This is a genomic window from Kaistella carnis (assembly GCF_003860585.1).
Classification (GTDB): Bacteria; Bacteroidota; Bacteroidia; order Flavobacteriales; family Weeksellaceae; genus Kaistella; species Kaistella carnis.
Genome location: NZ_CP034159.1, coordinates 330,678 through 355,435, shown reverse-complemented (window position 1 = coordinate 355,435; position 24,758 = coordinate 330,678). Strand labels below are relative to the sequence as shown.

Here is a 24,758-nt window from a genome sequence, read left to right as displayed (position 1 = left end):
CTTTATATATTTAATTATTTTATATCTGCTATATGACTATTGTTATGCATTAATTCAATGTCGTGGTCTTTTAAAATTAATACGGTAGGTTTTGCAAATTCTAAAAAGACTGCATTGCTAAAAGAGTATAGTTTTGCAGTGAGTTCTTCATCAAAAATCGGAGATACGACCTGAACTGCAATTCCGCTTTCTAAATCCTCATTATTAAAAATACCGTCGGTTTTCCAATGAAGATTGTTTTGATTAAAAGAAAAAACCTCAGTCCACAACCCGGGATGATTTTCACCTGCTCCCACGAAAAGGCGATTTTCATTTTCATCAATTGCGATGACATAGAGCGGTTCTTTTTTCCCACCTACCTTAATTCCTTTTCGCTGACCGATTTTGAAATGTTCCACACCGGAATGTTCGCCTACCAAAAAACCATCAAATAAAGAATAAGTGCTCTTCTGAGATTTCAAACTTAAAAGTTCTTTCTTGTTTGCGACTGCGGGAATCACTCTATTATAAAGAGAAGAAGTTGCCGGGATTTCAACGATCTGTCCTTTATTGACCATTTAAAAATATTAATATTACAAAAACCTTGTGGGATCTAGGAGATTTATTCTCATCGCAAAGGGGCGGCTAAAGTAATTATTTTAAATGAAATGAAAAACACATCAATGTCAATTATTATTAATACTGTAAAAAATCATACGGTTTACCAACTATAATTGGTTTCTATGAATGAAAATCGGTCAAATTTCCGAATTTCAGTTGTTAATTAAGGGAAGTGAATACATCGATAACTAAAGCACTTATCGTTAATTTCTTTCTCAACATCAAATAAATCTCACAAAATTCTCTGCAAAAAAAAACGCCAATATTGTTTTTAAACAAATTGGCCGTTGTACTTACTTTGCGTTATTCTATTTGAAATACTACACTTTCAGTCCGCCTTCAATTCCGCCATCTTCATTGCTAGAACCTGTTACAGCTGCAAATACCATTTTTGCCATGGCAAAAACTTTATTGTCTTTGGTTTCGTAGTAATATCCATCCTGAGCTTTTACGCTAATAACGGTAACACTAGGATCATCTTTTCCCTCAAACCAAGCATTAGCAAAATCGGTCCAATATTTATCGATGAGGTTTTTATCTTTTGAAACAGTAGCATTTCCTTTAATAAATACGTATTCATAGGAAGAATTGTTCATGAAATATAACTGAACTTTCGGATCCTCCATTATATTACTGTTGTGCTCACTTTCAGAAGAGCTGATGAACCATAAATTGCCTTCTTCGTCTACTTCCTGCAAACTCATTGGAATGCTGTGTGCTTCTGTTCCAATCTTTGTCGTGAAAAAGCAAGTTCGTGCTTCTTCGGCCAGTTCTTTGATTTTCTTAATAGCAGAATTTCCTGACAAATTCTGATGTGGTGATTGTGCTTGTCCCATAATTTAAACTTTTAATGTTGGTGATTTGTTTAAGTTTTGAATTATCATTATTGAAAAATGAGTAATCAAAACGAGGTAAAAGCTTTAACAATTTTTAGTCCAAAACTATACTAAATATTTAATTTTATGATATTTTAATGCTAATTTGCAGAAAGTCAATAACAGCGAAACTTTCAACGTCATCATATTAATTTCCAATAAATTAAAGCAGGATTATTAAAAATACTTGCGTTCCCCCAAATATTATATATCTTTAGAAGACCATAATATTTTAAGACATTTTGCATATGAAAATATTTTTTACTTTGATGATGATCTTGTGTCAAACAGTTGTGTTTGCACAAAGTCCGCAAGTAGACGAATTATTACGCAGTGCAGACAATGCCTATGAAGAGAACGATTACGCTAAAGCCGCGGCCGCTTATGAAAAAGTTTTACTGGTAGAACATAAAGATCACAAAATTCTCAACAGAGCCGGAATTTCTTATTTCAAATTAGAAAATTTTGCCAAGGCAAAAGATAAGTTCAGACTTGCTGCACTTTACGGTCCTGTAAATGATGATGTGACCATGTCAAGCTATTACAGCAATCTTTCTGCGTGCTATACGTACTTAAATGAAGACAGTAAAGCCTTCGAATATGCACTTAAGGGCTATAATCTGGACAAGTCATCCTCTTTTGCCTTTTGGAATGCAGCCTCAAATGCCCAAAATGTTGGCAGATATACTGATTGTATCAAAATAATGACTGAATCCAGCCTGCCTAAACTTAATGTTTTAAATACACTTTATGCCCGTTCGTATCTTGGATTGAAAGAATACGATAAGAGCATTAAACATTATGAGGATTTTTTTGCCAACTACATTCCGGATGAGATGGATGTTAATATCAACCTTGATGACGAGCGTTACTTTTATTTTAAAGCACTTTTGTATGGAGGCAATCAAGACAATCTTAATCCAAAGATAAAAAAGAAATACCAAGAAAGACAAATAGCGCTGTTTGAGAAGCTGAAAAACACAAAATGGGCGCCTAAAATCCTTGAACTGATGTTGCAGGAAAAGAACTCGTCGGATGAAGGTAAAAAAATGAGTGAAAAAACTTTAGAGCAAATTTACTCGAAGGATAATTTATCTGACCTCGAGAAAATTCAGGTCGAAAACCGGTTGGGAAATTTTAAGGGAGCTTACAAAACAGGAACTGATTATTTAAAAAGTCATTCCGATAAAACAACTGCCGTTTATAAGAAGATGAAACTCTATCAATACGTTGCAAGTATGAGTTTATTACTGAACCATTTCAAAAAGAATAAGTCCGAAGATCCACAGTTATTAAAACAAACCATCAGTCATTTGAAGGCCTTTTATGAGCCGAATAAAAATTATTTACATACTGAAATAGAAGGCAATACCGAACTTTTGGAGCCGATTCAATATTCATTCAGTGCTCTGCGACAATTATATCCTGATGAGGAGGAAAAGAAAGAAACAGCGGAATTATTTTACAAAGTATTAGAAAACATTCCCAGCAGCGAGGCACGTACTTTCTTTGGAAAGATGAAAGAACTAAAAGTATTTACAAATTAAATGTTTAAATAATATGGAAAACAACAACAATCTTCAGAATAAACCCAACAATGATGAGGTGAAAATCTCAAAAAAAACTTTATATCTAATAGGTGGTATTATTGGTGCTCTACTGCTGATCACGGGAATTTATTTTGCTTTTTTCAAAAATAAAAAAGATCAGAAAGAAGTAGTTACTGTTTCTGCCTCAGCGAACGATTCTTTAAATAAAATTAAAAAAGATTCAGCCGACATCCTGAAAGATTCTGTACAAATCGTAAAAGACGGTAATGATGAAGATTATGGAGAAGAAGGATCTCCATACAGCGAGTATCGGTTGATTGCACAGAGTCTTCCAATCGCTTCCCAAAAATTAAATTTTGGTGACAAAGTCTATATTGATGATGTTAAATCAACAGAAGATTCAAAATTAGTTTATCTACAAAATCCAGAAATCATAAAAGATGCGACGCCCTATACCATAAGTGCTGCTTATTTTATCAACGATTACCGTTTTGACGAATATAAAAAGAATTTTTCCCTTCCACCCTTTTCTGATCTTGCACCGGCGGTAAAAAAAATATTGCTAGACAAGAACTACAGCGATGGGAACCGTTATGAAATTACACAGAATGCAGATCGTGCTAAATCTTCGGTTGCCTTTGGCGATTATGATGGCGATGGATTAAGAGATGTTGCGGTAATTCAGGATAATAATGAAAAACAGATTTCTCATCTTCTCATCATCTGTACCAACAAAGCCACCAAAATGCCTTACGTTGCGTTTGAAGAAAATTATTCTGACAAGATGAAAATCAACAGCTTCTCAAAAGGAGCATCGGTATTTATGAATTCAGATGAGTTTACAAACTCGCCTTTAGACGGCGTTATTTTGAAGGGTGAAGATGTAAAGATCGCCCTCATCTACGATAAAGATCTACAGAAATTCAAAACTTATCATCAGGAATAAAATTGAAAATAAAAGGTACATTACAATTCTTGGCGCTACTCATTTTGTATATGATGAGCACTAAAGCCTGCACAACAACTTCCACCGAACCACTTAAAAGAAGTGAAAATAAGGTGGGAATTGGTTTGTTACACTGCAGCCCCGAAAGCGTGATCAAATTCTACCAAGATTATGATTCAAAATCACCTTATGATTCGTTGAAAACAGAAAAAGTTCGTTTTGGTTTAAATAAAGGAAAAGCCAATTTTAAAACTTCATCTTTAGGATCAATTACAACCTTATGTTTTAGTGGAAGGAGATTCTGATCTGGAGGGGAAAAGTAATATCAATGTGGGTCTTATACGGTTTTCGCCGGAAATCATCTTTCGCGTACTTGAAAAAAAAGGAGATGAATTTACTGTTCTTATCAATGAAAAAAGTGGGTATACAAGCGTGATAAAACTCCATAAAAAGAACGATTACAGAACTACTCAAGAATACAGGGAAGATTTTTTCTTTGATCCGAACTTTGTCGATACAGCAGATGCTGATTGGTATTTATATGAATCTTGGGAACAGGCTCTCAAAGGAGCATGGTCTATTGAAGTTCCGAAGAACACCCTATTCTTCAAGGAACCTAATGGTGAACAAACGTACATGCCGACGAACGATTATGGATTTGGAATAGATTCTCTCTCTGGAGACTGGGCAAGATTTTACAGAAAATTCCCAGACGATGATTCCGAGAAAAATAGCAAATACTGGGCAAAATGGAAAAATAAAGACGGTATTATTGTTAATATTATTTTACATGGAGGCTATGAATAAATAATCTAAACATTATAGCAAAAATTTAAAATATGGCATTATTCATAATTACCGTAAATTGCAACTACATAAAAACCTCATCATGAAATTTAATAAAATTATTCTTCTTCTCTTTTTAAGTTCTGTACTGACTTCCTGCCTTGTTTCTACGGCTGCGAAGGTTGTTACAACAACGGCCAAAATTGGGATTTCTGCTGTTAAAGGAACCGTAAAGGGCGTAAGTTGGGCCGTAAAAAAAGCAGAAGGTAAAATTGATGAAGACCGACTCAACGGAACATGGAAAGTGATTGCCGTGTACAACGGAACTTACGAGCAGTTTGTGCAAGACAGCGATCCGGCAAATAATTTTAAAAGTGAATGTGGTGAAACATTTGAAGTAATCGAATTCAAGTCGAAAAAGGGAAAATTTCAGCCCGTTCACTGTCAATCTGAAAAGGAAGACTGGGTAAAATATAAATTTGAATTTGGTAAAAATCCACAAACGAAGAACAAAGAGAATTATTTAAAATACAATTCCTCCAACTACATTTCTATTATTGATGTGACCAGTAAGACAATGGTTCTGGAAGGTAACTTGATGCAGACCTACGCATTTTCTGGTGGAAAATTATATATGTTCGAGAAAGTGAAATAAAATCTTCTGCTTTTTCAATATTATGTTGGAGAACCTTAGAAAATTTCTACTTGAAAAATAATTGTAATTTCATGATAATCTTATATTAATATAAAGTAAAACAGCAGTTATATTTTGTAACTTTGCCACACGAAATTAATAATATTATCAATTTTAATTGCTTTGTATTAATTTATTTTGTACCTTATCAGATAATCTAAAAACAACAAAAATTTATGGCGGATTCTTTCTCCAAAAAAGAAAACTTTAAGAAAAAACTTCAGAAACAAAAGGAAAAAGCGATGCGACGTGAAGAGCGCAAAGAAAGTAATGATAAAGGAAAAGGCCTTGACGACATGATCATGTACGTGGATGCCAATGGCCAATTTACAAGCACGCCTCCGGACAAAAGGAATGAAGAGGATTTTGATCTGGATAATATTCAGTTAGGTGCAGCTCCAATTGAAGCTGAAGATCCTATTAAATCCGGTATCGTTACTTTTTTCAGTGAAAAAGGTTACGGTTTTATTACTGAAGACAAAAGCAAAGAAAACATTTTCTTTCACAGCAACAACTGCGAAGAGATGATCAAAAAAGGAAATAAGGTCTCGTTTGAGGTCGAAAAATCCCCGAAAGGATTATCTGCAATCAATATCAAACTGGTTAAATAGTTTAGAAAAAGCTTCTTTCGAAGCTTTTTTTTTGTTTTAAATCTCGTTCGTCCTTAATTAAAATTCAGCATTACAAGCCCTCAAGTTGGTACTCAAAAATACCATTCTGTTTTCGCCATGAAATAAGGCAGGTTTGTTTCTAATTTTTATGAAGGCAACTAATAACTTGCTTATCGTATAATTCAAAACCTATTTAATGAATTACGCTCTTTCTTTGGATTCCTAGCAAGGTCAAATTGATCATTAGCGGTTTGACCTTTGAAAAAGTAAAACATAAGTTTTGCTGATTTTTCTTTAAGAAGTTCCATATTAAGTTTATTTCATTTTCTATAATAATGATGATGACTTCCCCGAATTAACGTAATCTGTTTTGCTTTTGGGATAAGACATAAATTTTTATCAACAAAAATGGTATTTATATCTTTGTTTTTGATAAAAATAAATTTGATCAAGCTGAAACATTTGTTCTCTACTCGATCTGTAATCCACAAAAACTATTTTTATGTTTAAATCTACTTTGAACAAGGGAATATTTATACCAAGTATGGTTTTTATATTACTTGTTTCCATTGTATCTGTACTTTATCCTGACATCACTGATAAAGTACTGAACGTTGTGAAAAACTTCATTTTTGTAAACCTGAACTGGGTCTATGTTTGGTCAGTCACTTGTTTTGTTATTTTCCTGGTGTATTTGCTGTTCAGTAAATATGGGAACATTCGTCTCGGTGATAATGAAAGCAGACCGGAACATTCTTTCTTTTCCTGGATCGCCATGCTCTTTTCAGCGGGAATGGGAATTGGACTCATGTATTTTGGAGTGGCAGAGCCCATGCAGCATTATACTTCTGAAGTCTTTGGACTGGAACATTATGTAAATAAAGCAAAAAATGCTCAACTCTATACTTTTTTTCACTGGGGGATTCATGCATGGGCCATTTATGGATTGGTAGGTTTGGCACTTTCTTATTTTACCTATCGTCTCAAACTACCATTGTCATTAAGAAGTTGCTTCTACCCTCTTTTAAAAGATAAAACCAACGGCACGTGGGGAAATGTGATCGATGTATTTGCGCTTTGCAGTACTTTTTTCGGAATTACGACTACCTTAGGTTTTGGGGTGGTTCAAATCAATTCCGGTCTTCAGTTTTTAAATATCGTTCCAGACACCAGTTTTATTTACCAAATTCTCATTGTTGGAATCCTGGTGTCTTTGGCGGTGATTTCTGCGCTGACCGGAGTAGATAAAGGAATAAAAATATTAAGCAATATTAATGTTACTTTAGTCGTGTGCCTGCTTTTATTTGTCCTGATATTAGGACCGACCGTATTAGCACCTTACCGAGGTTTTGCAAATCCTTACATTACGCCCGTAAAAGATACGAGTGGACAGGTGACTGATTATATTTTAAAATATCCTAAAACCTTTTCGGAACAGATGCTGGAGTACGCCAAAGAGTACAGTTTCTTACCGGATAATAATTAAAGAGGAAGCCGTCTCAAAATAAAATTTGAGGCGGTTTTTTTATTTTCTTTTGTAAAGCGTTAAATTTTGATTATTTGTGATTTTTGCACATTAGGATAAAAAGGTGCTCTTACTTAAGCACTCTTTTTTCTTAGATTGTGTGCTAAAGCGTGTAATCCGAACTCTAATTCCACTTTTTCTATTCCAGTGTGTGTAAAACGCTTGAAGTTCCGATTGGATTTGATATGTGCAAAGACGGGTTCTACATCCGCCGTGCGTTGTTTGCGTTTTATTTCACCGATTTCACTCAAGAGGTTTTCCCGAACTCTCTCCTTATGCCGTTCTAAATTTTGGTTGCGTTCTATTATTCTGTTTCCCTGGGCTTTATGGCAAGCCCCTCGCAGCGGACAACCGTTGCAGTTTTGAGCCTGGTACAGTGAACTTGTCTGAGCATAACCGCTTTTGGTTTTTCGATTTCGGTTGGTGATTTTATTCATCGGTTGCCCCATCGGACAGATATACTGATCTTTCTCTTCGTTATAATAAAGTTTATCGCGGTGAAAGTCTTCGTTGATTTTCTTTCTTTTCGATTTTAAAATACCCTGTTCCTTATCGAAGGTGTTGTATTTTACGAAGGTTTCTATATTTTTCTCTTCCAGAAAATCATAATTTTCTTCACTGCCGTAACCAGCATCAGCAGTAAGTTCTTCCGGCAAAAACTGATAAAGTTCTTCAAAAGTATTGAGGTGTGGTTGAAGCGTATTTAAATCATTGGTGGTTTGGTGTAAAGTATAATGAATAACAAACTGGGACTGCGAACTTACCTGCACGTTGTAGGCGGGTTTAAGTTGCCCATTCTGCATATGATCATCTTTCATGCGCATAAATGTGGCATCGGGATCGGTCTTACTATAACTGCCACGTCCGTCCAAAAGTTTTTCCTGCTCCTCGTACTTATCCAGGTTCTGAGAAAAATTCTTTTGAATGTATCTTAATTTTGCCTTTGCTTTGGTGGATGCCTGCGGGTTTTTGCTGATGATCTCTTCTATTTTCTTGGCGGTCTTCTCTATTTTATCTCTATCGATGGTTTTAAACTCCGGTGGTGTAGGATCGCTGTCTTCTTCCTCAGCAATGCTTTGGGCATAGTTCCACATTTGTTCAAGTTGTTCTGCCATCTTCTCTTTTCTGGTTTTAATGGCATTGCCCCAAACGAAGGTATATCTCCCGGCAATAGACTCTATCTTAGTTCCATCGGTAAAAACTTCTTTCAAGCTAACGAGTCCTTCCTCTGCTAATAACAGGACGACCTGTTTGAAAATGTCTTTGAAAATAGTCTTGAGTTTCTTGCTCCGAAAACGTGCGATGGTGTTATGGTCTGCGACCTGTTGAGCGGACAACCACATAAAATTAATATTCTCACGCATCGCTTTTTCAATCTTCCTGCTGGAATACGTATTATCCATATAAGCGTAAACCATCACCTTAAGCATCATCTTGGGATGAAAGCTCGGTTTGCCATCTTTACTATACTCTTCAATGAGCAATCGTAAATCCAGTTGTTCAATAATTCCATTAACGACCCGAACGGGATGATTTTCTGGAATCAATTCCTCGATTGATGGTGGGAATAACCAATTTTGTTGCTGGTTATAATCTTTAAATTTAATACTCATATAATTGATTATCAATACTTAAAGATAGTAAAACCCTTTAAAACTGACAAATGTTAAACACAGAAAAAACCGCCTCAGTATTGAGACGGCTTCTTTTTATGGTGGCTGAGATTATCAAATGCATCACTTACATTTTCCTCAGATAATTCTCTCGCAGAAATTCCTTAAAGCCACGCACCTCATCTTCAATAGCACAAGAACCACTCGACCAGTGCGTGTACCTATTATAAAGCAAGGCTTTTAACGAAAGCGGAATGCCATCTTCCTCATTATAAAAGGGCAAAACATATCTTTTATACTCACGAACTCGTGGATGGTCCTCTGCTCTTTCCTCTTCATTTTCGACCCATATTTGTTCGTAGTAACAAAAGATAGGGTGCAAACATGAATTTGGACAATCTGGTTCTCCTTTGTAGTACTGTGTAAATTTGAGAAGTGGATTTGTTTGAGACATAACGATTTAGTTTAATCCAGAAGCACTAAACGTATATTTAGTGAGGAACTAGTACAAACGGAAAAAGAGGCATGTAGCCCCTTAAATAATATTTTATACAATTCCTTTTATTCCGGGAGTTTTGGTTTTACAATGGGTAAAATAAAATCTGAGAAAACATTATCACTTAACTTGACCAATAATATTCCACGTGCAGTTGAGTGAGAGATTGCAGATACTGCAAAACCTAAATTCGCATCTATCTCTGCGGCATCTTTTTGCTGCGCCTTCGCTAACTCTTCCATGTTATCACATTTAAATATAAAAACAAATTTCAAATTAGTCTTAGCTTCTTTTTCGTTAGCCGAAATCGTAGCAACCTCAATATCAAACTGAGCTCTAATCAATTTCTGCTCAATATTAAATGCGATATCTACTTTATTTGTGGTGTCAAACTCGTTGATGAGATTTTCATTAAAAAATTCAGGAACGGAAACATTTTCTTCAATTGTTTTAAAACTAAGAAAATGGAGTTTATCCGCATCGAACTTATTTACATCAATCTTTTTCATGGTGAAAAATTTAAACTGCAAGTTCCGTCTGTTGCCATTTTACTTTCGCTGTATCAATATTCTTTTTCTTTTCAACTTTTCTTTCTACGCAAAAAGTATGATAGGTCATTTCCCAGTCTTCTTTAAATTGAGAAGACAACATTTTAGTAGGAATTTCAATTAAAGTTTCTCCCAATTCCGCTTCCAGTTTTGCGATACTTCTTAAAGTAATATTTTGATTTCCACTCAACCATCGGCTAATCTCTGATGGTTTTTTATCCATGTTTTCAGCCAACTCTTTCTGTGAAATACCTTTATCTCTAAGAATTTGATTAATTCTTAGAATCAGGTCAGAATATTTATCTACAAAAATTTTGGTCTCCAAAGGAGTTTCCTCTAATATTTGTTTATATAATTTACTTTTCATTAAAATAATTCTAAATAAGGTTGTGACGTGTAATAATCTAAAATTTGGCGTTCTTTTGAACAGCGTTTAATTTGCTTCTGATTAAGCGCTTCTAAAATCTTCTTTGCGAATTCGTTTGCTTGTCTAAATGGAATACTTGTTTCTCCATCTTGTGCACTATCGCTCGTTTTTTCTCCGCCATTAAATAAAACCAGACAAGAGCGCGACAATCTTAAACAATAGAGCCGCAGCGGAAAGTCTCTTCCAAAATCTACTTCTTCAATTTCTATTCTCAATGGCGGTGGCAAAGCCTGCGCCTGTTGTTCTTCTCTAAAAAAATCATTCAATGCGCCTCTTTTTGTGCCAATAGTTACAGATAAAAAAGTAGCCAACTCCAACGCTTCATTTTATAATCTTCATTCTCAAAAAACCTTTTGAAAAATAGATCTGTTTCAGATAACTCTTGACCTTCCACCACTACGGTGTAGAACATACATTTAGGACTTTCGTCGTCAAATATTTCTAATGCAAAGTTAGCCATCAATATTTTATTCCCAAATATAAATTAACATATATGTTATTTTTAACATTTTCAGATAAACGAGTTAATTACTTTACTTAACCTCTCCCGCAACTTCCTTTACTTCCAATGCTTCTCTTAAAACCTGTTGCAACAATTGTTCATTATAATTTTGGCTTTCTTTTACCGAAGTTTCCAGGTCGTCACAATAGGTCATGAGTTCTTCTAATTTGGAAACAATGCGGTTTTGGATTTCGAGCGGTGGAAGTGGAATTTCCAATTTAGAAAGCATCACATTACTTAACATTGGTTGTAATCCACCGTTTACAAAAAATTCAACAATGGATTGTCTTTGAAAGATTATGAAATAGTAAATATATTTTGAAGATATTAAATGATTGACGAAGCCTATTAATCCAGCATTTTGAAAACTAAATTCATAATCAACATCAATTATCGCTGGAGTTCCGCATCCAGCTCCTCTATTTGTAATAATAATATCATCTCTTTTTGGTTTTGCTTTCTTGAAAAGTTCTCTATGGTCTTTTTCAGGAACAAAAATTCCATTATCCCATTTTATAGAATTTTCTCTAATATGCATTGCAGAAATGTAGGGATAACCTTCAGAAACTTTTTGCACCGAATGATGAAAACCATCAGTAATTTTAATGCAAATATTTTCCAATCTACACCAAACCCAATTTTCAGGAATATCAAAAGGGATTTCTTCTTCAGAAATTGGTGGTAACGGTTTTCCTTTTTTAATCTTTTTTTCCTTTATTAATTTTTCTTTTTCAGTCTGTATTTCTGCTAAAAGATCGGCGCCGGTTTTACCATCAGAAGTTTCGTTGCTGACTAATTTCCCCTGCATTGCTTCTTTTAAAAATGCTTGTCGTAATTGAGAAATTAAAGAAAGTTGGTTTTTGAGTTCAAAAGAAATTATTTCTACATTATTTTTACTATGAAATACCGAATTAACTTTGTCTTGAAATTGCACAGGAATTAAATTGATATCAAGTTTATCATTTTTTTCAATATCAAAAAACAATAAAGCGAGTTCTCTCTGTAAAGAAATATGTGGCAAAGGAACCAAAGTGTCATTTATAACCTTTTGGCTAATGTTTGGTTGAGCTCCACCTTTACTTATTTCTATAAATTTGTAACGGTGTTGTCTTAAAAACCAATAAAGAAAATCTTTATCTAATTTTCCCTCATCTGGAAATATTGCACATACGGCTTGATTAGTTGATGCCTCAAAATCTAAAATTCCCACTCTTCCTGCAGTTGCACCATACATTGCTAATAAAATTGAGCCTTTTGGTTGCAATTTTGCAGAAGAATTTTTTAATCCTAATTCTGTTATAAACTCATTACATTTTGTAATTAATCCGTCATTTAATTCACCAGACTTTAACCACGGAATATCTCCATCATAAAATTCTATCCTAGACCGTAAAGGCGTTCCTCCACTTGATGTTTTACATATTTTTGAAAGTTTATATAATTTACAGCTAGAAGACAAATCAGAAAAAATTGATTCTGCTACCAATGTGCTGACTGGTAATTTTTTTAAGTATTCTGAATATTCAATTTTTGCCATTACCCAATCGCTTCTTTTAATTCAGACAACAATTTATTAGTTTTAGTTAACGAACAAGAAAGTTTCTCAATCAATTCCGCCGAAGAAAATTCCTGAACTTCTTCTACTTTATGAGGATTTTTAATATCCAAATCAAAATTTCTTTGTCTTAAAGTATCTATATCTACTTTCCAGCAAACTTCGCTTTCTTCTCGGTTATTCCACCATTCTTTAATAGGATCAAACTCGGCTTCTTTAATTGTTTTGGTTTTGCTGTACGATTTTTGTCCTTCGGGTAATCGGTGTTCGTAATACCAAACTTCTTGGGTGGCAAAATCTGAAGTTTCGTTGTTGTGATGCATTTTATCAAAAAACAAAAGATTCGTCGCCACCGTTGCATACGGCTGAAACACAGAATTCGGTAAACGGATTATGGTGTGTAATCTGCAATCTTTCAAAAGTTTTTCCCGAACGCGCTGTTTTACACCATCGCCGGTAAGCGAACCATCGGGTAAAACGATTCCGGCTCTACCGCCAATTTTTAAAAGGTGAATCATTAAAATCAGAAACAGATCTGCAGATTCTTTGGTGCGGTAATTTTGGGGGAAATTGTTTTCGTTGTTATTTGCTACAATTCCACCAAACGGCGGATTGGCTTCTATGACATCTACACGATCTTTCTCTCGATATTCCGAAAGCGGTTTATCCAAAGAATCCCGAAAGGTAATATTTGGGATTTCTATATCGTGTAAAATTAAATTGGTGGTCGCCAACAAATACGGCAATGGTTTGTATTCCCACCCGATAATATTTTGCTGCAACAGTTTAAGATCTTCTACGGAAGAAACATTTTTCTTAATATTTTCTATGACGGCAGTTAAATACCCACCCGTTCCACACGCAGGATCCAGAATTTTCTCTCCCAATTTGGGATCTAAAATATGAGTGATAAATTGGGTAATTGCACGTGGCGTATAAAACTCACCCGATTTTCCGGCAGACTGTAAATCCTTGAGTAAACTTTCGTACACATCGCCAAAAGAATGTCGGTCTTTGGTAGAATTAAAATCGATTTCATTCAGTTTGTTCAACACTTTGCGGATGTTGATTCCGCTTTTCATGTAATTATTATTGCCATCGAAAACTTCGTGTACAATAACTGCACGCTGGTTTCCGGTACTTAAATCTAAATTACGGAGCGCAGGAAAAAGTTCACGGTCTACGAAATTGAGCAATTCATCGCCCGTCATTCCTTCATCATCTGAAGCCCAGTTTTCCCAGCGGAACCGTTCGGGAATTGGTGATTCGTAAGCTTCGTCCATCAATTCCATTTCCTGATCTTTGTCGCAGAATACTTTGAAGAAGAGCATCCAACCCAATTGTTCCAAACGTTGTGCATCACCGTTCAGTCCGGAATCCTGCCACATTATTTTTCTAATACTTTCTATAACTCCTGATATACTCATGTTTTGTTTTAATCTTTTATTTGTCTTAATTAATGTCCGCTTCTTCCCAGAATTGGTTTGTATTTTTTGTGAAGCGCAGTTTCTAGTAACTCCAGAATGTCGTAATCATTATCTTCCGGATTTAAATCGATTTGCGCGTAATAAAGGTCCAATTCCAATTCATTTAATATTGGATTATTTTTCCAATATTCTAAATGCAAACCATAAACACTTGGACTGTTGCTCGTTAAATGAGAGATAAAGCGACCTTTTATTTTTCCTTTTGATTTTCCAACATAAAGAATTTTATTTTCTGAATTTTCAGCACAGTTATTAACTTTTGGAAATTTTATATTCACATTGCCATCACCTTTAAAACCATTAATTGCAGTACAAATGGTTTCAGCTTTTACATTACAATCGTCTTTAATTTTAATGATGTAAATTACATTTTCTAAATTTTCAATTTGTGAATGAAGGATTTTATTGTTTTTAAAATCTAAAGCAACTTTTTTAAATTTGATTGATTTAGAATATTCTGCCGCTTTTTGTAATTCTATAATCATGCTTTCTGAAAACTCTTTATTTGCCAATTCAATATCAATCATTTTTTTCTACTTAGTGCATTTTTAATTTTACCTTCCTTAATTTCGACGTGTTCACTTTTCCAATCGAAAAAATCAAATTCGAGTATTTTCCATTTTCCATTTTTGTATTCGAAACCAAAATCGGTTGCGTATTCATTCTCTTTGAAATGAATTGAAATTTGCAAACGGTCTTTTCCTTTAAATTCTAAAGGTTGATCAAAGAGATTTTCAGTATTTAATTTATCAAGTAAGAAAGCAGTATTCTTCGGATTTTCAGCTTGTAAAAACTCGTAAAGTCCAAGCGGTTCCCCAACGAAAAGTTCTCCTTGTTCTGGATCATACCGAAATAGAATCCAGTAATGTTTAAGATTATCGACATTTTTAATCTCGCAGGTGCAAAGAATAATTTTCTCTGAAATAGTACACATATTTAAAATTTAGGCAAGTGAATAAATTTCGTTTTCCAATTCTTTCAGAGCGTCTAAATATTGTTTTTTTCCGCCAAAAGTTTTTACGATTTCTACGGGAGAACCAAAGTCAGAAATAGGATTAAGTTTGAGAACTTCCATCGATTCTAATGTATCTAAACCTTCGTCGGCATATTTATCAACCAAAGCGGTAAGAACGTTTCTCGCCTGTTCGCCATATTTTGCAAAGTAATTTCTCTTCTTTACATTATTCACTCTTTCCTTTCTTGTTAAAGGTTTTTGGTCAAATGCAACGTGACAAATAATATCGAATAGATCACACTCTTTGTTCACCGATTCCAAGAGTTCATTTACCATAATTCCCTGGTCTTCCAATTCTTTTACAATGGCTTCTTTACGGTCAGAGTTTTTCCAGAGGTAAAGAAACTGATCCAATGATTCATATTTTTCGCTCAATAAATCTTTAGTGTAATCTTTCAAACTCAAAGTAATGGGTTTTCCATTTTTATCGAAATACAATTCTCTTGTATTTAAAATCGTAACGTCTACGCCATTAATGTAAATTTTTTCTGGTTTTGTTTTCTTCTCATCAAATGGACTGGGTTTAGTGTAATCTTTCTGACCTTCTTTCACGCTTGGTACAACCGCAGGTTTATCATCCTCAGGATTACTATCTTCTTCCTCAAAATGATCATCTGCAGGTGTATCTTCATCAATTACTTTAATTCTAACAGGATCACCATCAAAGGTTGGATCGGCAAAATTATCGGTCGCATTTCTAAAATCAATGATGGTAAAATAAAGTTTGCCGAATTCTTCATTTACCCGCGTTCCGCGTCCAATAATTTGTTTGAATTTTGTCATTGAACCAATCTCGGTATCCAAAACAATTAACTTACAGGTTTGCGCATCAACGCCGGTTGTCATTAATTCAGAAGTTGTAGCAATTACTGGATAGGTTTGTTCGGGATCAATAAAATTATCGAGTTCCCTTTTTCCTTCATCGTTATCTCCAGTAATTCGCATAACATATTTGTGATTCTGCAACACCAAATCTGAATTCAAATTCGCTAAAGCCGACCTCATTCTTTCGGCATGATCAATGTCTCTGCAGAAAACTATTGTTTTATTGAAGCGACTGGTATTCTTTAAGAACTCAGTTACTTTTCTGGCAACAGTTTGTGTTCTTTCATCGATTACCAGATTTCTGTCAAAATCTTTACGGTTATAAATTCGGTCTTCAACAAGGTTTCCATCTTTATCTTTTTTCTCCTTTTCCGGTCGCCATCCTTCCACATCTAGATCCATGCTTACACGAATCACCTGATACGGCGCCAAAAAACCATCATCGATTCCCTGTTTTAAACTATAGGTATAAATAGGATCACCAAAATATTCTGAATTGCTGACAGTATCTGTCTCTTTGGGAGTAGCGGTTAAACCAATCTGAGTGGCAGACTTAAAATACGTAAGAACTTCACGCCAGGCAGAATCTTCTTTGGCGCTTCCACGATGACACTCATCAATAATAATAAGATCAAAAAAATCCGGACTGAACTGTTTAAAGATATTTTTTTCTTCCTCATTTCCGGTAAGACCTTGATAAATTGCTAAATATATTTCGTAAGATTTATCGACTTGTCTTTTCTGAACAATTGTCATTTTATCACGGAAATGCTTGAAATCACCTCTCTTCGTTTGATCAATTAATGAGTTTCGATCTGCGAGAAATAAGATTCTTTTTTTTGTTCTTGATTTCCAAAGACGATGTACAATTTGAAATGCGGTATATGTTTTTCCAGTTCCCGTTGCCATGACCAGCAAAATTCGGTTTTGACCTTTTGCTATTGCTTCAAGAGTTAAATTGATAGCATTCTGCTGGTAATATCGTGGTGCTCTTCCGGATCCATCAAAGAAATAATCCTGTTCCACAATCTGTTTAGACTGTTCATTTGCAAGTCCTTTAAACTGTAAATATTTTTCCCATAAAATTTCAGGAGAAGGAAAGTTGTCCAATTCTATTTCATTTTCAATAGTGTTTGGATTTGTTTTATCGTGAAATAGGAAGCGATCCCCGTTGGTTGAAAACACGAAAGGCAACTGTAAAACATCTGCATATTCTAAACCCTGTTGCATGCCTGCACCAACTTCATGGTTGTTTTCCTTCACCTCAATAATTCCAATGGGAATATTGGGTTTATAATATAGAATATAATCTGCTCTTTTCTTTTTTCCACGGGTAGATAACTTGCCACGAACAATTATCCTACCATCAGTAAAACTCACTTCTTCACGAAATTGTTTGATTTTATCCCAACCAGCGCTTTCCAAGGCGGGTGTAATAAACTTGGTACAAATATCTCTTTCCGAAAATAATTTTTTACTCATATTTTGAAATTTGGGAAACAAAAATAGTGGGAAAAATATTATTCTCTTCTATTCTTTGCTGGTCTTTAAATGGAATATATTGATAACCCAGTCGCATCAAATGCAGAATTGCCGGGATTTTAACTCATGAATCTTCAGTAAATATCATTTCATACATTATAGTCTGTTGTAAATATATGAAAAGTTCTTAGTCATAAAAATTAAAATTTTTAAAAAAACTCCACTTTCAAAACCAGAGTTTCAATTTAAAAAAGGGTGATTACCCCAATGTAAGAACTGTTACATCATCATTAAAATCCACCCTACTTCATTACTTTATATTTCACCTTCAAAACCCCATCGTTCAAATTCCCTATTTTTTTGAAAGCCCCCTGGCTCAGATCGAAGGCTCTGCCTGCTTTTAATGGACCTCTGTCATTCACGATTACAATTACTTTTTTTGAATTTTCGGGATTGATGATTTCCACTTTGGTACCAAAAGCCAGGCTTTTGTGCGCAGCCGTCATTTTAGAATGTTTGTAAACTTCTCCGCTGGCCGTTTTGTTACCATTAAATTTGTTGGCGTAATAAGAAACCGTGGTCGATTGATAGGAAGAGGACGCGTTGCCTCTGTTGGCGGAACAGGAATATAATGCAATACTTAGGAGGACTAAAAATAGTAGATTGTGGGGTTTATAGTGCAAAGAGGTTATTTTCATGTTTCGTTTTATGATTTTAAAGTTTGTAAAAATACTTTTTTAAAATTCAGGAAAAAAGAACTTAGATGAAGCTTCTTACCATTTTGTTTTTTTATTAATTAGCCGCGCATTAAAAGACTTCTTATCTCTTTTTTTACCTCAGTTAAAATTCTGAGCACGATCTATGCTGACAAATTTTACGATGATCTGGGTGCTGCATAGAAGAAAAACGGGACTTAAGTCCGAACGCAAATGTGATAACTATAAAGTTAATACTCCGCAATCGGCAGGGGGCAATATTTTTTCCGCCCGCAGTTGGTGCATTGGGAACCGTTCCACACTTCGTCGAACTGGGAAATAGCCGGCTCCACGAGTTCCGGAAGATCGGTGAGTATGCCAGCTTCAAAATTGCGGCTCTGTTCGCCTTTCATTCCTATGCCGGCGCCCGTGAGATTAGCGGAACCGATATAAACTTCGCACGAATCAAAAACGAAAATTTTGAAATGAACGCGTGGACAATGTGCCTGCTCCAAGTGTTTGGCGAGCAAAGGATATTTATCAAAATCTTCTCTAAAATTCGGACCGGGATCTTTAGCGTAGAGCAAACGGATCTCTACTCCACTTTTCAATAGATCGTTCAGCACACTCAAGAAAGGTTTCGACCCCGAAAGCCCATCCTTCACATAAACATCTTTAATATCAGCTGTTCCAATCCATAACGTGCGTTTAACGGTTTTGCACTTCTGCAGAACTTCGGTGTAATGGGTTTTATTCTGAATGTATTTGATCAATGCTTAATTTGAAATTAGATACGGTGATAATTTGGCGTCATGATATTAGCTCATGTTAACAAAAGAACGAATTTATTGAGAGTCTAATGTAGTACCTATTTTTTTTGTAAACACCATAATGTTGCGGTAGGTGTTAATCTTGTGGAATGAAAGAAACTTGGCACCAATCCTAAAAAAAAAATCCCTACAAGTATTAACTTATAGGGATTTAAGCGGAGGAACAGGGATTCGAACCCCGGGACCTGTTACAGTCAACAGTTTTCAAGACTGCCGCAATCGACCACTCTGCCATTCCTCCTTTAAAAATGATCTCTCATTTTCAGTGGTGCAAATATAAAACACTTTTACATCTTGACCAAATTATTTTAGAATTTTTTTTTTAAACGCTTCATTATCAAAATAAAAATTAATTTTTAGCGACTTGTAATCCCAGATAAACCGCAATTAAACCCACTATAATGCTTAATAAAACATAAAGCAGAAGGACGGGATAGTTTCCGTTTTGCCATAAAGAAAAGTTTTCCGCGGAAAAAGTTGAAAAGGTCGTAAAGCCTCCACAAAATCCCGTGATCAAGAGAAACTTCAGATAATTGTCCACTTTGAGGAAATAAGAAGTGAGCACGCCGATTAAAAAACACCCTATGATATTCACCACAAAAGTCCCCATAGGAAAGGAATTCACATTCCACAACTTCTGGGTATAGTTGGAGATCAGGAAACGCAGTACGCTTCCTAATCCGCCGCCTATAAATATGTAGAATATATTTCTGATGAGTGGAAATTGTTAGATGTTAGGTGTTGGGTTTTAGGTATTAGGTTGTAGAAAGTTAGGCAAACAAATTCACCGGGGTTTTCTACAATTTTTACCTGGCTCTTTTTACCTGGCTCTTTTTACTTGGCTCTTTTTACCTGGCTCTTTTTACTTTGTTCTTCTCACTTATGCATTCTTCGTTACACCAATTCTCCCAAATATTTCTCAGCATCCATAGCGCCCATACAACCACTTCCTGCAGCGGTAATCGCCTGGCGGTAATGACTGTCCTGAACATCTCCTACCGCAAAAACTCCGGGCAAGTTGGTTTTAGAGGTTCCTGGAATGGTATTGATATATCCGTTTTCATCCAAATCGATCTGGCCTTTGAAAATCTCAGTATTTGGTTTATGTCCGATGGCAATAAAAATTCCGTGAACATCGATCGTTGATTTTTCCTGAGTTAGATTATTGATGACGACTCCCCTTTCCACAAGATTGTTTTCTCCTTCAATGCCGATCAACTCGTGATTAAATTTCACTTCAATATTGGGCGTATTGCTCACGCGGTGAAGCATGGCTTTTGAAGCTCTCATGTAATCTTTGCGCACCAACATGGTCACTTTATTCACCAATTTTGCCAAATAGGTTGCTTCTTCTGCAGCCGTATCTCCGGCACCAACGACAATAACATCTTTGCCTTTGTAGAAAAATCCGTCACACGTAGCACACGCAGAAACACCACCGCCCATGTATTTTTTTTCGTCGTCTAAACCTAAATATTTTGCAGTGGCACCCGTAGAAATAATCACGGTTCTTGCCAAGATCTCTCTGTTTCCTGCCCATAATTTATGAACACCGCCAACTTCTGTAGAGAATTCAGCTTTTGTGATCATTTCATAATGAACTTTGGTTTCAAATCGTTCGGCTTGTTTTTGCAGATCCATCATCATTTCCGGACCTGTAATTCCGCTCGGATAGCCCGGGAAATTATCGACTTCAGTAGTTGTTGTTAATTGTCCGCCCGGTTCCAGGCCTGTAAATAATTCTGGTTTTAAGTCTGCTCTGGCAGCGTAAATTGCGGCTGTAAATCCCGCAGGTCCGGAGCCAATAATAACACAGTCTAAAATATTTTCTTCCATTAAAAAAAGTTAAGGTTGAGTTTAAGGTTTTGAGTTTTCAAAAATCGGGATTTATTTTGGGGTAAGGAAGCTTTTGGTGATGAATTTTGTCAATGACTAAAAATACCGTATTCATTTTATTAAAAGTTCGACGGTATATTCTATAATCAATATGAAGCGATGAAAGAGTTTTGATATGACGATATTTATCACTGTAAAAATGCCCGAAATGTCATTTTATAAAAAGTGCGTGAAAGAAAATCCCCCCTGCGACCCGACTTGAATGGAGCTCTTTTTGTGGAAAGAGGTGGAACAAAAAAGCGGGAATGGAAGGCGGAAAATTGTCGCCCAAAAAATAAAAATTTAGAGCTTTACCTTGTATTGATCAATGTGCAAAATTTTATACACCATCTCTTTTAAAAGCTCCCCGTCCGTCATATTAATTGCGCCTAAACCCTTGCTTTTCATGTCGATTTCCCGTAAAATAGAAATGGCTCGCGTACAATTTTTGAGGTTATAAAATCGGGCTGCTTCGGCATAATCTTTTAAGAAATAAGGATTAATCCCCATCGCTGTAGCTTGATTTTGAGGCGACTGTCCGACCATCGTGTGAAAGATAATGAGGTTGGAAAAGAAGGTGTACAAATTTCCGGTCGTCATCACAAAAGGGTTTGCTTTTGGCGATTTCCCGATAAAATGCGCGATTTTAAAGGCGTTGACTTCATCCTTTTTCCCGAGTGCTTTAATCAATTCGAACACGTTGAAATCTTTGCTGATTCCGATATTTGTTTCAATGATTTTAGCATCTAGAACTTCGCCTTCCTTTAGAATCATTTTCAGTTTCTGAAGTTCGTTGGAAATACGGGACAGATCGGTGCCTAAATACTGAGAAAGCAAGGGTGGAATATTGGGCTGGGCTTTAATTCCGAGGTTTCTGATCTCGTTTTCAATCCATTTCGGTACGTTGTATTCTTTTACTTTTTCGCTTAGAAAAAGCATCTTTTTTTGGCTGAGCGTTTTGATGAATGCTTTGCGCGAATCTACCTTCTTATATTTATAAGCGATGACTAAAAGCGTAGATTCTATGGGGTTATCGACATACTGTTTTAAGGCGGCAGACTCCGCTTCTGTAAGAATAATGTCTTGCGCTTCTTTGACAATAATGACTTGCTTGTCGCCCATCATGGGGAACTGTCGCGCTAAAGAAAGGACTTCGGAAAACGTGGTATCTTTTCCGTAAACCACCGTTTGATTAAAGGCTTTTTCATCTTCCTCCAGTACTTCATTTTCAAAAGCTTTTAAAGCTACATCCATAAAATAAGGTTCTTCGCCATGGAAAAAATAAATAGGCAGAAACTCTTTATTTTTAATATTTTTGAGGATTAAATCTAATTCTTTCATAAATGGAACTTCCGAAACTGAATTTTAATGAGGATTTTGACTTTCAAATCAAGAGAGACAAAGATAAGTTTTTTATTTATGATTTGGTTCGAAAGTCCTGGTTCCTGCTTACGCCCGAAGAATGGGTACGCCAACATTGGGTGCATTATTTTCACTTCATTAAAGGTCGAAATCTGTCCTCCTTAATTTTAGAAAAAAAGTTGGTTTTAAACGGAACGACAAAGAGAATTGATCTGTTGGTCACCGAAAAAACGGTGGCTAAAATTTTGGTCGAATGCAAAGCGCCACACATCAAACTGACTGAAAAAACGTTTGAACAAACTGCCCGATATAATTCTATTTTAAATGCAGAAGAAATTATTCTGAGTAATGGTCTGCACCATATTTCCGCCAAATTCATTGATGGAAAATACGAATTTTACAAGGGTGAATTTTAATCAAAATTTATATTGCGTTCTAGTCTAACAATCTTTATTGATTATTCCTTTCACCAACAGTTGCTTTTTGATATTTTGAGCCTTAGTTTTGCACCATGACTAAAACGAACGGCTCTTTTACTGCCATCATTCCTTTACTGATCTTCGTATTTGTTTTCTTGGGAGCAGGTATTTACAATAATGATTTCTACGCTTTGCCCTCTCCTGTCGCCGCCTTAATTGGAATTGTCTCCGCGTTTATTTTACTCAAAGGTAAAGTGAATGAAAAAATCGATACTTTTTTAAAAGGTTGTGGCGATGGTAAAATATTGACCATGTGCATCATTTACCTTTTAGCCGGCGCATTTGCCACCGTTTCAAAAGCCACCGGAAGTGTAGATACCATCGTTAATCTCGGTTTAAATTATATTTCGGCAGCGTATTTTCCGGTTGGGATTTTTGTGATTGCGTCTTTTCTGTCTTTCGCTTCCGGGACGTCGGTTGGCTCGATTGTTACTTTGGGACCGATTGTTATTGATCTGGCAGAAAAAAGTGGTTCTCCGCTCGGTTTAATTGGCGCGGCTTTGCTTTCGGGAGCGATATTTGGAGATAATCTTTCCGTGATTTCCGATACCACGATTGCAGCCACTCAAAGTATGGGCTGTGACATGAAAGATAAATTCAGAGCCAATTTTAAACTCGCGCTTCCGGCGGCGTTAGTTGCCATTCTCATTTTTGTTTTGATAGGATTCAATCAGGAACCGACTTCCGTTATTATGGAACAAAAGGATTTCAATTTCATGCTGATCCTTCCCTACTTACTGGTTATTGCGCTTTCTATCATCGGCATTAATGTTTTCGTAGTCCTATTTTCAGGATTGCTTTTCGCCGGAGTTTTAGGAATGGGTTATGGAACGTTTGGTTTAATGGAGTTCGCAAAAAACACTTATGAAGGATTTACGAGCATGACCGAAATATTTTTACTGTCGCTTCTTACAGGCGGTCTAGCAGCCTTGGTTGAAAAGGCGGGCGGAATTAATTTCCTACTCAGAAATATCAATAAAATAATCAGTTCAAAGAAAACCGCTTTATTAGGAATCGGCGGTTTGGTAAGTGTGGCCAATTTTTGCGTTGCCAATAACACCATTGCCATTTTAATCTCCGGAAAAGTCTCAAAAGAAATCACCGACAAGTATGAATTAAAACCACAGGAAAGCGCATCGGTGCTTGATATATTTGCATGTTATGTTCAGGGGATTATTCCTTACGGCGCCCAAATATTGATTTTGATTTCTTTAAGTAATTTTAAAATGAGTTACACCGATTTGGTTCTGAATTCTTTCTACCTGCATCTTCTTTTGGTGATTACTTTGGGTTCAATCATATTTAAAAACACTAAAAAATTAACGTTAAGCAAAACAAAAATTTAAAGTAAAATTAATGAGCATTAAAAATATTATTTTCGATTTCGGCGGCGTGGTAATGGATTGGAATCCGCGCTATTTTTTTAAAGATCATTTTAACGATGATGAAAAGATGGAGCATTTCCTGAAAAACATTGCGACAGATGAATGGAATGCAGAACAGGATCGCGGCAGAACTTTAGCAGAAGGCACAGAAATTCAGGTCGCAAAACATCCGGAATGGGAAAAAGAAATTCGGGCATATTACGACAACTGGACGACGATGTTGAAGTCTGATATTCCTCATAATGTTGAAGTTCTGCGAAAATTAGAACATTCAAAATATGAGCTTTTCGGATTGACGAACTGGTCGGCAGAAACTTTTCCGTACGCTTTGGAAAACTATGATTTCTTTAACATATTCGAAGGTAAAATTGTGGTTTCCGGAACTGAAAAACTCATTAAACCAGATCCAGCGATTTGGGAAGTTTTATTGGAACGTTATCAGATCAAAGCCGAAGAATCAGTCTTTATTGATGATAACGCCAAAAATATTGAAGTCGCTAAAAGCTTAGGATTTATCTGTATTCATATTAAAGAAGATACGGATTTGGAAAAGGAAATGAGAGATTTAGGAATTCAGTTTTAAAAAATAAAATGC

At 35.6% G+C, this 24,758-nt stretch carries 28 protein-coding genes and 1 tRNA gene; 10 read left to right on the top strand and 19 right to left on the bottom strand.

Going from position 1 to position 24,758, the window contains the following annotated elements; genetic code table 11:
- Nucleotides 1–14: 14 nt before the first annotated feature.
- Both EIB73_RS01545 and EIB73_RS01540 read right to left on the bottom strand, forming a co-directional pair.
- On the bottom strand, nucleotides 15–557 hold the full coding sequence (locus EIB73_RS01545; protein WP_125021969.1) for a tRNA methyl transferase PRC-barrel domain-containing protein: 543 nt from the start codon (nucleotides 555–557) through the stop codon (nucleotides 15–17).
- Between the two features lie 363 nt (nucleotides 558–920).
- Nucleotides 921–1,436 carry a pyridoxamine 5'-phosphate oxidase family protein gene (locus tag EIB73_RS01540; RefSeq protein WP_125021966.1) on the bottom strand — a complete coding sequence of 172 codons (516 nt, stop codon included), beginning with the start codon at nucleotides 1,434–1,436 and terminating at the stop codon, nucleotides 921–923.
- 287 nt (nucleotides 1,437–1,723) lie between these two features.
- Between EIB73_RS01540 and EIB73_RS01535 the strand changes: the two genes are divergently transcribed.
- From EIB73_RS01535 to EIB73_RS01505, 7 genes are all read left to right on the top strand, one after another.
- Nucleotides 1,724–3,022, top strand: a complete 1,299-nt coding sequence (locus EIB73_RS01535) for a tetratricopeptide repeat protein (protein ID WP_125021964.1) — start codon at nucleotides 1,724–1,726, stop codon at nucleotides 3,020–3,022.
- A 13-nt stretch (nucleotides 3,023–3,035) separates the two neighbouring features.
- Nucleotides 3,036–3,971: a hypothetical protein gene (locus EIB73_RS01530; RefSeq protein ID WP_125021962.1), complete on the top strand. Its 936-nt coding sequence runs from the start codon at nucleotides 3,036–3,038 to the stop codon at nucleotides 3,969–3,971.
- Between the two features lie 29 nt (nucleotides 3,972–4,000).
- Entirely contained in the window at nucleotides 4,001–4,276 is a 276-nt protein-coding gene (locus tag EIB73_RS01525) for a hypothetical protein (RefSeq protein WP_164467842.1), read from the top strand.
- Nucleotides 4,260–4,778: a hypothetical protein gene (locus EIB73_RS01520; RefSeq protein ID WP_125021958.1), complete on the top strand. Its 519-nt coding sequence runs from the start codon at nucleotides 4,260–4,262 to the stop codon at nucleotides 4,776–4,778. The genes EIB73_RS01525 and EIB73_RS01520 overlap by 17 nt, the downstream gene beginning before the upstream one ends.
- A gap of 82 nt (nucleotides 4,779–4,860) precedes the next feature.
- Nucleotides 4,861–5,412: a hypothetical protein gene (locus EIB73_RS01515; RefSeq protein ID WP_125021956.1), complete on the top strand. Its 552-nt coding sequence runs from the start codon at nucleotides 4,861–4,863 to the stop codon at nucleotides 5,410–5,412.
- A gap of 215 nt (nucleotides 5,413–5,627) precedes the next feature.
- Complete coding sequence (locus tag EIB73_RS01510; RefSeq protein WP_125021954.1) at nucleotides 5,628–6,062, top strand: cold-shock protein; 435 nt, start codon at nucleotides 5,628–5,630, stop codon at nucleotides 6,060–6,062.
- Between the two features lie 502 nt (nucleotides 6,063–6,564).
- Nucleotides 6,565–7,548, top strand: coding sequence for a BCCT family transporter (locus EIB73_RS01505; RefSeq protein WP_125021952.1), 984 nt, complete (start codon nucleotides 6,565–6,567; stop codon nucleotides 7,546–7,548).
- Between the two features lie 113 nt (nucleotides 7,549–7,661).
- On the opposite strand, the gene EIB73_RS01500 is transcribed toward EIB73_RS01505, so the two are convergent.
- The 17 genes from EIB73_RS01500 to holA all read right to left on the bottom strand — a co-directional run bounded on the left by EIB73_RS01500 (nucleotide 7,662) and on the right by holA (nucleotide 22,278).
- On the bottom strand, nucleotides 7,662–9,209 hold the full coding sequence (locus EIB73_RS01500) for an IS1182 family transposase (protein ID WP_125026038.1): 1,548 nt from the start codon (nucleotides 9,207–9,209) through the stop codon (nucleotides 7,662–7,664).
- A gap of 118 nt (nucleotides 9,210–9,327) precedes the next feature.
- A complete protein-coding gene (locus tag EIB73_RS01495) occupies nucleotides 9,328–9,582 on the bottom strand; it encodes a hypothetical protein (RefSeq protein WP_125021950.1) in 255 nt (84 codons plus the stop codon).
- A 179-nt stretch (nucleotides 9,583–9,761) separates the two neighbouring features.
- Nucleotides 9,762–10,205: a hypothetical protein gene (locus EIB73_RS01490; protein ID WP_125021948.1), complete on the bottom strand. Its 444-nt coding sequence runs from the start codon at nucleotides 10,203–10,205 to the stop codon at nucleotides 9,762–9,764.
- Nucleotides 10,206–10,215: 10 nt separating this feature from the next.
- On the bottom strand, nucleotides 10,216–10,611 hold the full coding sequence (locus tag EIB73_RS01485) for a helix-turn-helix domain-containing protein (RefSeq protein ID WP_125021946.1): 396 nt from the start codon (nucleotides 10,609–10,611) through the stop codon (nucleotides 10,216–10,218).
- Entirely contained in the window at nucleotides 10,611–10,982 is a 372-nt protein-coding gene (locus tag EIB73_RS01480) for a hypothetical protein (protein WP_125021944.1), read from the bottom strand. Before EIB73_RS01480 ends, EIB73_RS01485 begins: the two co-directional genes overlap by 1 nt.
- Nucleotides 10,961–11,131 (bottom strand): hypothetical protein, encoded by a 171-nt coding sequence (locus EIB73_RS14990; RefSeq protein WP_164467841.1) that lies wholly within the window; start codon nucleotides 11,129–11,131, stop codon nucleotides 10,961–10,963. Before EIB73_RS14990 ends, EIB73_RS01480 begins: the two co-directional genes overlap by 22 nt.
- 73 nt (nucleotides 11,132–11,204) lie before the next feature.
- A complete protein-coding gene (locus EIB73_RS01475; RefSeq protein ID WP_125021942.1) occupies nucleotides 11,205–12,710 on the bottom strand; it encodes a restriction endonuclease subunit S in 1,506 nt (501 codons plus the stop codon).
- Complete coding sequence (locus EIB73_RS01470) at nucleotides 12,710–14,155, bottom strand: class I SAM-dependent DNA methyltransferase (RefSeq protein WP_125021940.1); 1,446 nt, start codon at nucleotides 14,153–14,155, stop codon at nucleotides 12,710–12,712. The genes EIB73_RS01475 and EIB73_RS01470 overlap by 1 nt, the downstream gene beginning before the upstream one ends.
- A 29-nt stretch (nucleotides 14,156–14,184) precedes the next feature.
- Nucleotides 14,185–14,742 (bottom strand): hypothetical protein, encoded by a 558-nt coding sequence (locus EIB73_RS01465; RefSeq protein ID WP_125021937.1) that lies wholly within the window; start codon nucleotides 14,740–14,742, stop codon nucleotides 14,185–14,187.
- A complete protein-coding gene (locus EIB73_RS01460; RefSeq protein ID WP_125021935.1) occupies nucleotides 14,739–15,149 on the bottom strand; it encodes a hypothetical protein in 411 nt (136 codons plus the stop codon). The genes EIB73_RS01465 and EIB73_RS01460 overlap by 4 nt, the downstream gene beginning before the upstream one ends.
- Nucleotides 15,150–15,158: 9 nt before the next feature.
- Nucleotides 15,159–17,537: an EcoAI/FtnUII family type I restriction enzme subunit R gene (hsdR, locus tag EIB73_RS01455; protein ID WP_125021933.1), complete on the bottom strand. Its 2,379-nt coding sequence runs from the start codon at nucleotides 17,535–17,537 to the stop codon at nucleotides 15,159–15,161.
- Between the two features lie 302 nt (nucleotides 17,538–17,839).
- Nucleotides 17,840–18,235: a septal ring lytic transglycosylase RlpA family protein gene (locus EIB73_RS01450; RefSeq protein ID WP_125021931.1), complete on the bottom strand. Its 396-nt coding sequence runs from the start codon at nucleotides 18,233–18,235 to the stop codon at nucleotides 17,840–17,842.
- A 248-nt stretch (nucleotides 18,236–18,483) separates the two neighbouring features.
- Nucleotides 18,484–19,005, bottom strand: a complete 522-nt coding sequence (locus tag EIB73_RS01445; RefSeq protein ID WP_125021929.1) for a phospholipase D-like domain-containing protein — start codon at nucleotides 19,003–19,005, stop codon at nucleotides 18,484–18,486.
- A gap of 213 nt (nucleotides 19,006–19,218) precedes the next feature.
- Nucleotides 19,219–19,303: transfer RNA gene (locus EIB73_RS01440), tRNA-Ser, on the bottom strand.
- 108 nt (nucleotides 19,304–19,411) lie between these two features.
- Nucleotides 19,412–19,717 (bottom strand): fluoride efflux transporter CrcB, encoded by a 306-nt coding sequence (crcB, locus tag EIB73_RS01435; protein WP_262706737.1) that lies wholly within the window; start codon nucleotides 19,715–19,717, stop codon nucleotides 19,412–19,414.
- A gap of 239 nt (nucleotides 19,718–19,956) precedes the next feature.
- A complete protein-coding gene (trxB, locus tag EIB73_RS01430) occupies nucleotides 19,957–20,898 on the bottom strand; it encodes a thioredoxin-disulfide reductase (RefSeq protein WP_125021927.1) in 942 nt (313 codons plus the stop codon).
- Nucleotides 20,899–21,240: 342 nt separating this feature from the next.
- Nucleotides 21,241–22,278: a DNA polymerase III subunit delta gene (holA, locus tag EIB73_RS01425; protein ID WP_125021925.1), complete on the bottom strand. Its 1,038-nt coding sequence runs from the start codon at nucleotides 22,276–22,278 to the stop codon at nucleotides 21,241–21,243.
- Between the two features lie 2 nt (nucleotides 22,279–22,280).
- Between holA and EIB73_RS01420 the strand changes: the two genes are divergently transcribed.
- From EIB73_RS01420 to EIB73_RS01410, 3 genes are all read left to right on the top strand, one after another.
- Entirely contained in the window at nucleotides 22,281–22,715 is a 435-nt protein-coding gene (locus EIB73_RS01420; protein WP_125021923.1) for a type I restriction enzyme HsdR N-terminal domain-containing protein, read from the top strand.
- A 95-nt stretch (nucleotides 22,716–22,810) separates the two neighbouring features.
- Entirely contained in the window at nucleotides 22,811–24,124 is a 1,314-nt protein-coding gene (locus EIB73_RS01415; RefSeq protein WP_125021921.1) for a Na+/H+ antiporter NhaC family protein, read from the top strand.
- Nucleotides 24,125–24,134: 10 nt separating this feature from the next.
- The gene (locus EIB73_RS01410) at nucleotides 24,135–24,746 is read left to right on the top strand and encodes an HAD family hydrolase (protein ID WP_125021919.1); all 612 of its coding nucleotides are present in this window, start codon (nucleotides 24,135–24,137) and stop codon (nucleotides 24,744–24,746) included.
- The last annotated feature ends 12 nt before the right edge of the window (nucleotides 24,747–24,758 follow it).

Bases quoted from the DNA above. Each gene is read 5' to 3' on its own strand.
- EIB73_RS01540 (WP_125021966.1), bottom strand. From the start codon at position 1,436: ATGGGACAAGCACAATCACCACATCAGAATTTGTCAGGAAATTCTGCT.
- holA (WP_125021925.1), bottom strand. From the start codon at position 22,278: ATGAAAGAATTAGATTTAATCCTCAAAAATATTAAAAATAAAGAGTTT.
- EIB73_RS01460 (WP_125021935.1), bottom strand. From the start codon at position 15,149: ATGTGTACTATTTCAGAGAAAATTATTCTTTGCACCTGCGAGATTAAA.
- EIB73_RS01420 (WP_125021923.1), top strand. From the start codon at position 22,281: ATGGAACTTCCGAAACTGAATTTTAATGAGGATTTTGACTTTCAAATC.
- EIB73_RS01505 (WP_125021952.1), top strand. From the start codon at position 6,565: ATGTTTAAATCTACTTTGAACAAGGGAATATTTATACCAAGTATGGTT.
- EIB73_RS01545 (WP_125021969.1), bottom strand. From the start codon at position 557: ATGGTCAATAAAGGACAGATCGTTGAAATCCCGGCAACTTCTTCTCTT.
- EIB73_RS01535 (WP_125021964.1), top strand. From the start codon at position 1,724: ATGAAAATATTTTTTACTTTGATGATGATCTTGTGTCAAACAGTTGTG.
- trxB (WP_125021927.1), bottom strand. From the start codon at position 20,898: ATGGAAGAAAATATTTTAGACTGTGTTATTATTGGCTCCGGACCTGCG.
- EIB73_RS01510 (WP_125021954.1), top strand. From the start codon at position 5,628: ATGGCGGATTCTTTCTCCAAAAAAGAAAACTTTAAGAAAAAACTTCAG.
- EIB73_RS01515 (WP_125021956.1), top strand. From the start codon at position 4,861: ATGAAATTTAATAAAATTATTCTTCTTCTCTTTTTAAGTTCTGTACTG.
- hsdR (WP_125021933.1), bottom strand. From the start codon at position 17,537: ATGAGTAAAAAATTATTTTCGGAAAGAGATATTTGTACCAAGTTTATT.
- EIB73_RS01470 (WP_125021940.1), bottom strand. From the start codon at position 14,155: ATGAGTATATCAGGAGTTATAGAAAGTATTAGAAAAATAATGTGGCAG.
- EIB73_RS01450 (WP_125021931.1), bottom strand. From the start codon at position 18,235: ATGAAAATAACCTCTTTGCACTATAAACCCCACAATCTACTATTTTTA.
- EIB73_RS01490 (WP_125021948.1), bottom strand. From the start codon at position 10,205: ATGAAAAAGATTGATGTAAATAAGTTCGATGCGGATAAACTCCATTTT.
- EIB73_RS01410 (WP_125021919.1), top strand. From the start codon at position 24,135: ATGAGCATTAAAAATATTATTTTCGATTTCGGCGGCGTGGTAATGGAT.
- EIB73_RS01415 (WP_125021921.1), top strand. From the start codon at position 22,811: ATGACTAAAACGAACGGCTCTTTTACTGCCATCATTCCTTTACTGATC.
- EIB73_RS01475 (WP_125021942.1), bottom strand. From the start codon at position 12,710: ATGGCAAAAATTGAATATTCAGAATACTTAAAAAAATTACCAGTCAGC.
- EIB73_RS01530 (WP_125021962.1), top strand. From the start codon at position 3,036: ATGGAAAACAACAACAATCTTCAGAATAAACCCAACAATGATGAGGTG.
- EIB73_RS14990 (WP_164467841.1), bottom strand. From the start codon at position 11,131: ATGGCTAACTTTGCATTAGAAATATTTGACGACGAAAGTCCTAAATGT.
- EIB73_RS01485 (WP_125021946.1), bottom strand. From the start codon at position 10,611: ATGAAAAGTAAATTATATAAACAAATATTAGAGGAAACTCCTTTGGAG.
- EIB73_RS01465 (WP_125021937.1), bottom strand. From the start codon at position 14,742: ATGATTGATATTGAATTGGCAAATAAAGAGTTTTCAGAAAGCATGATT.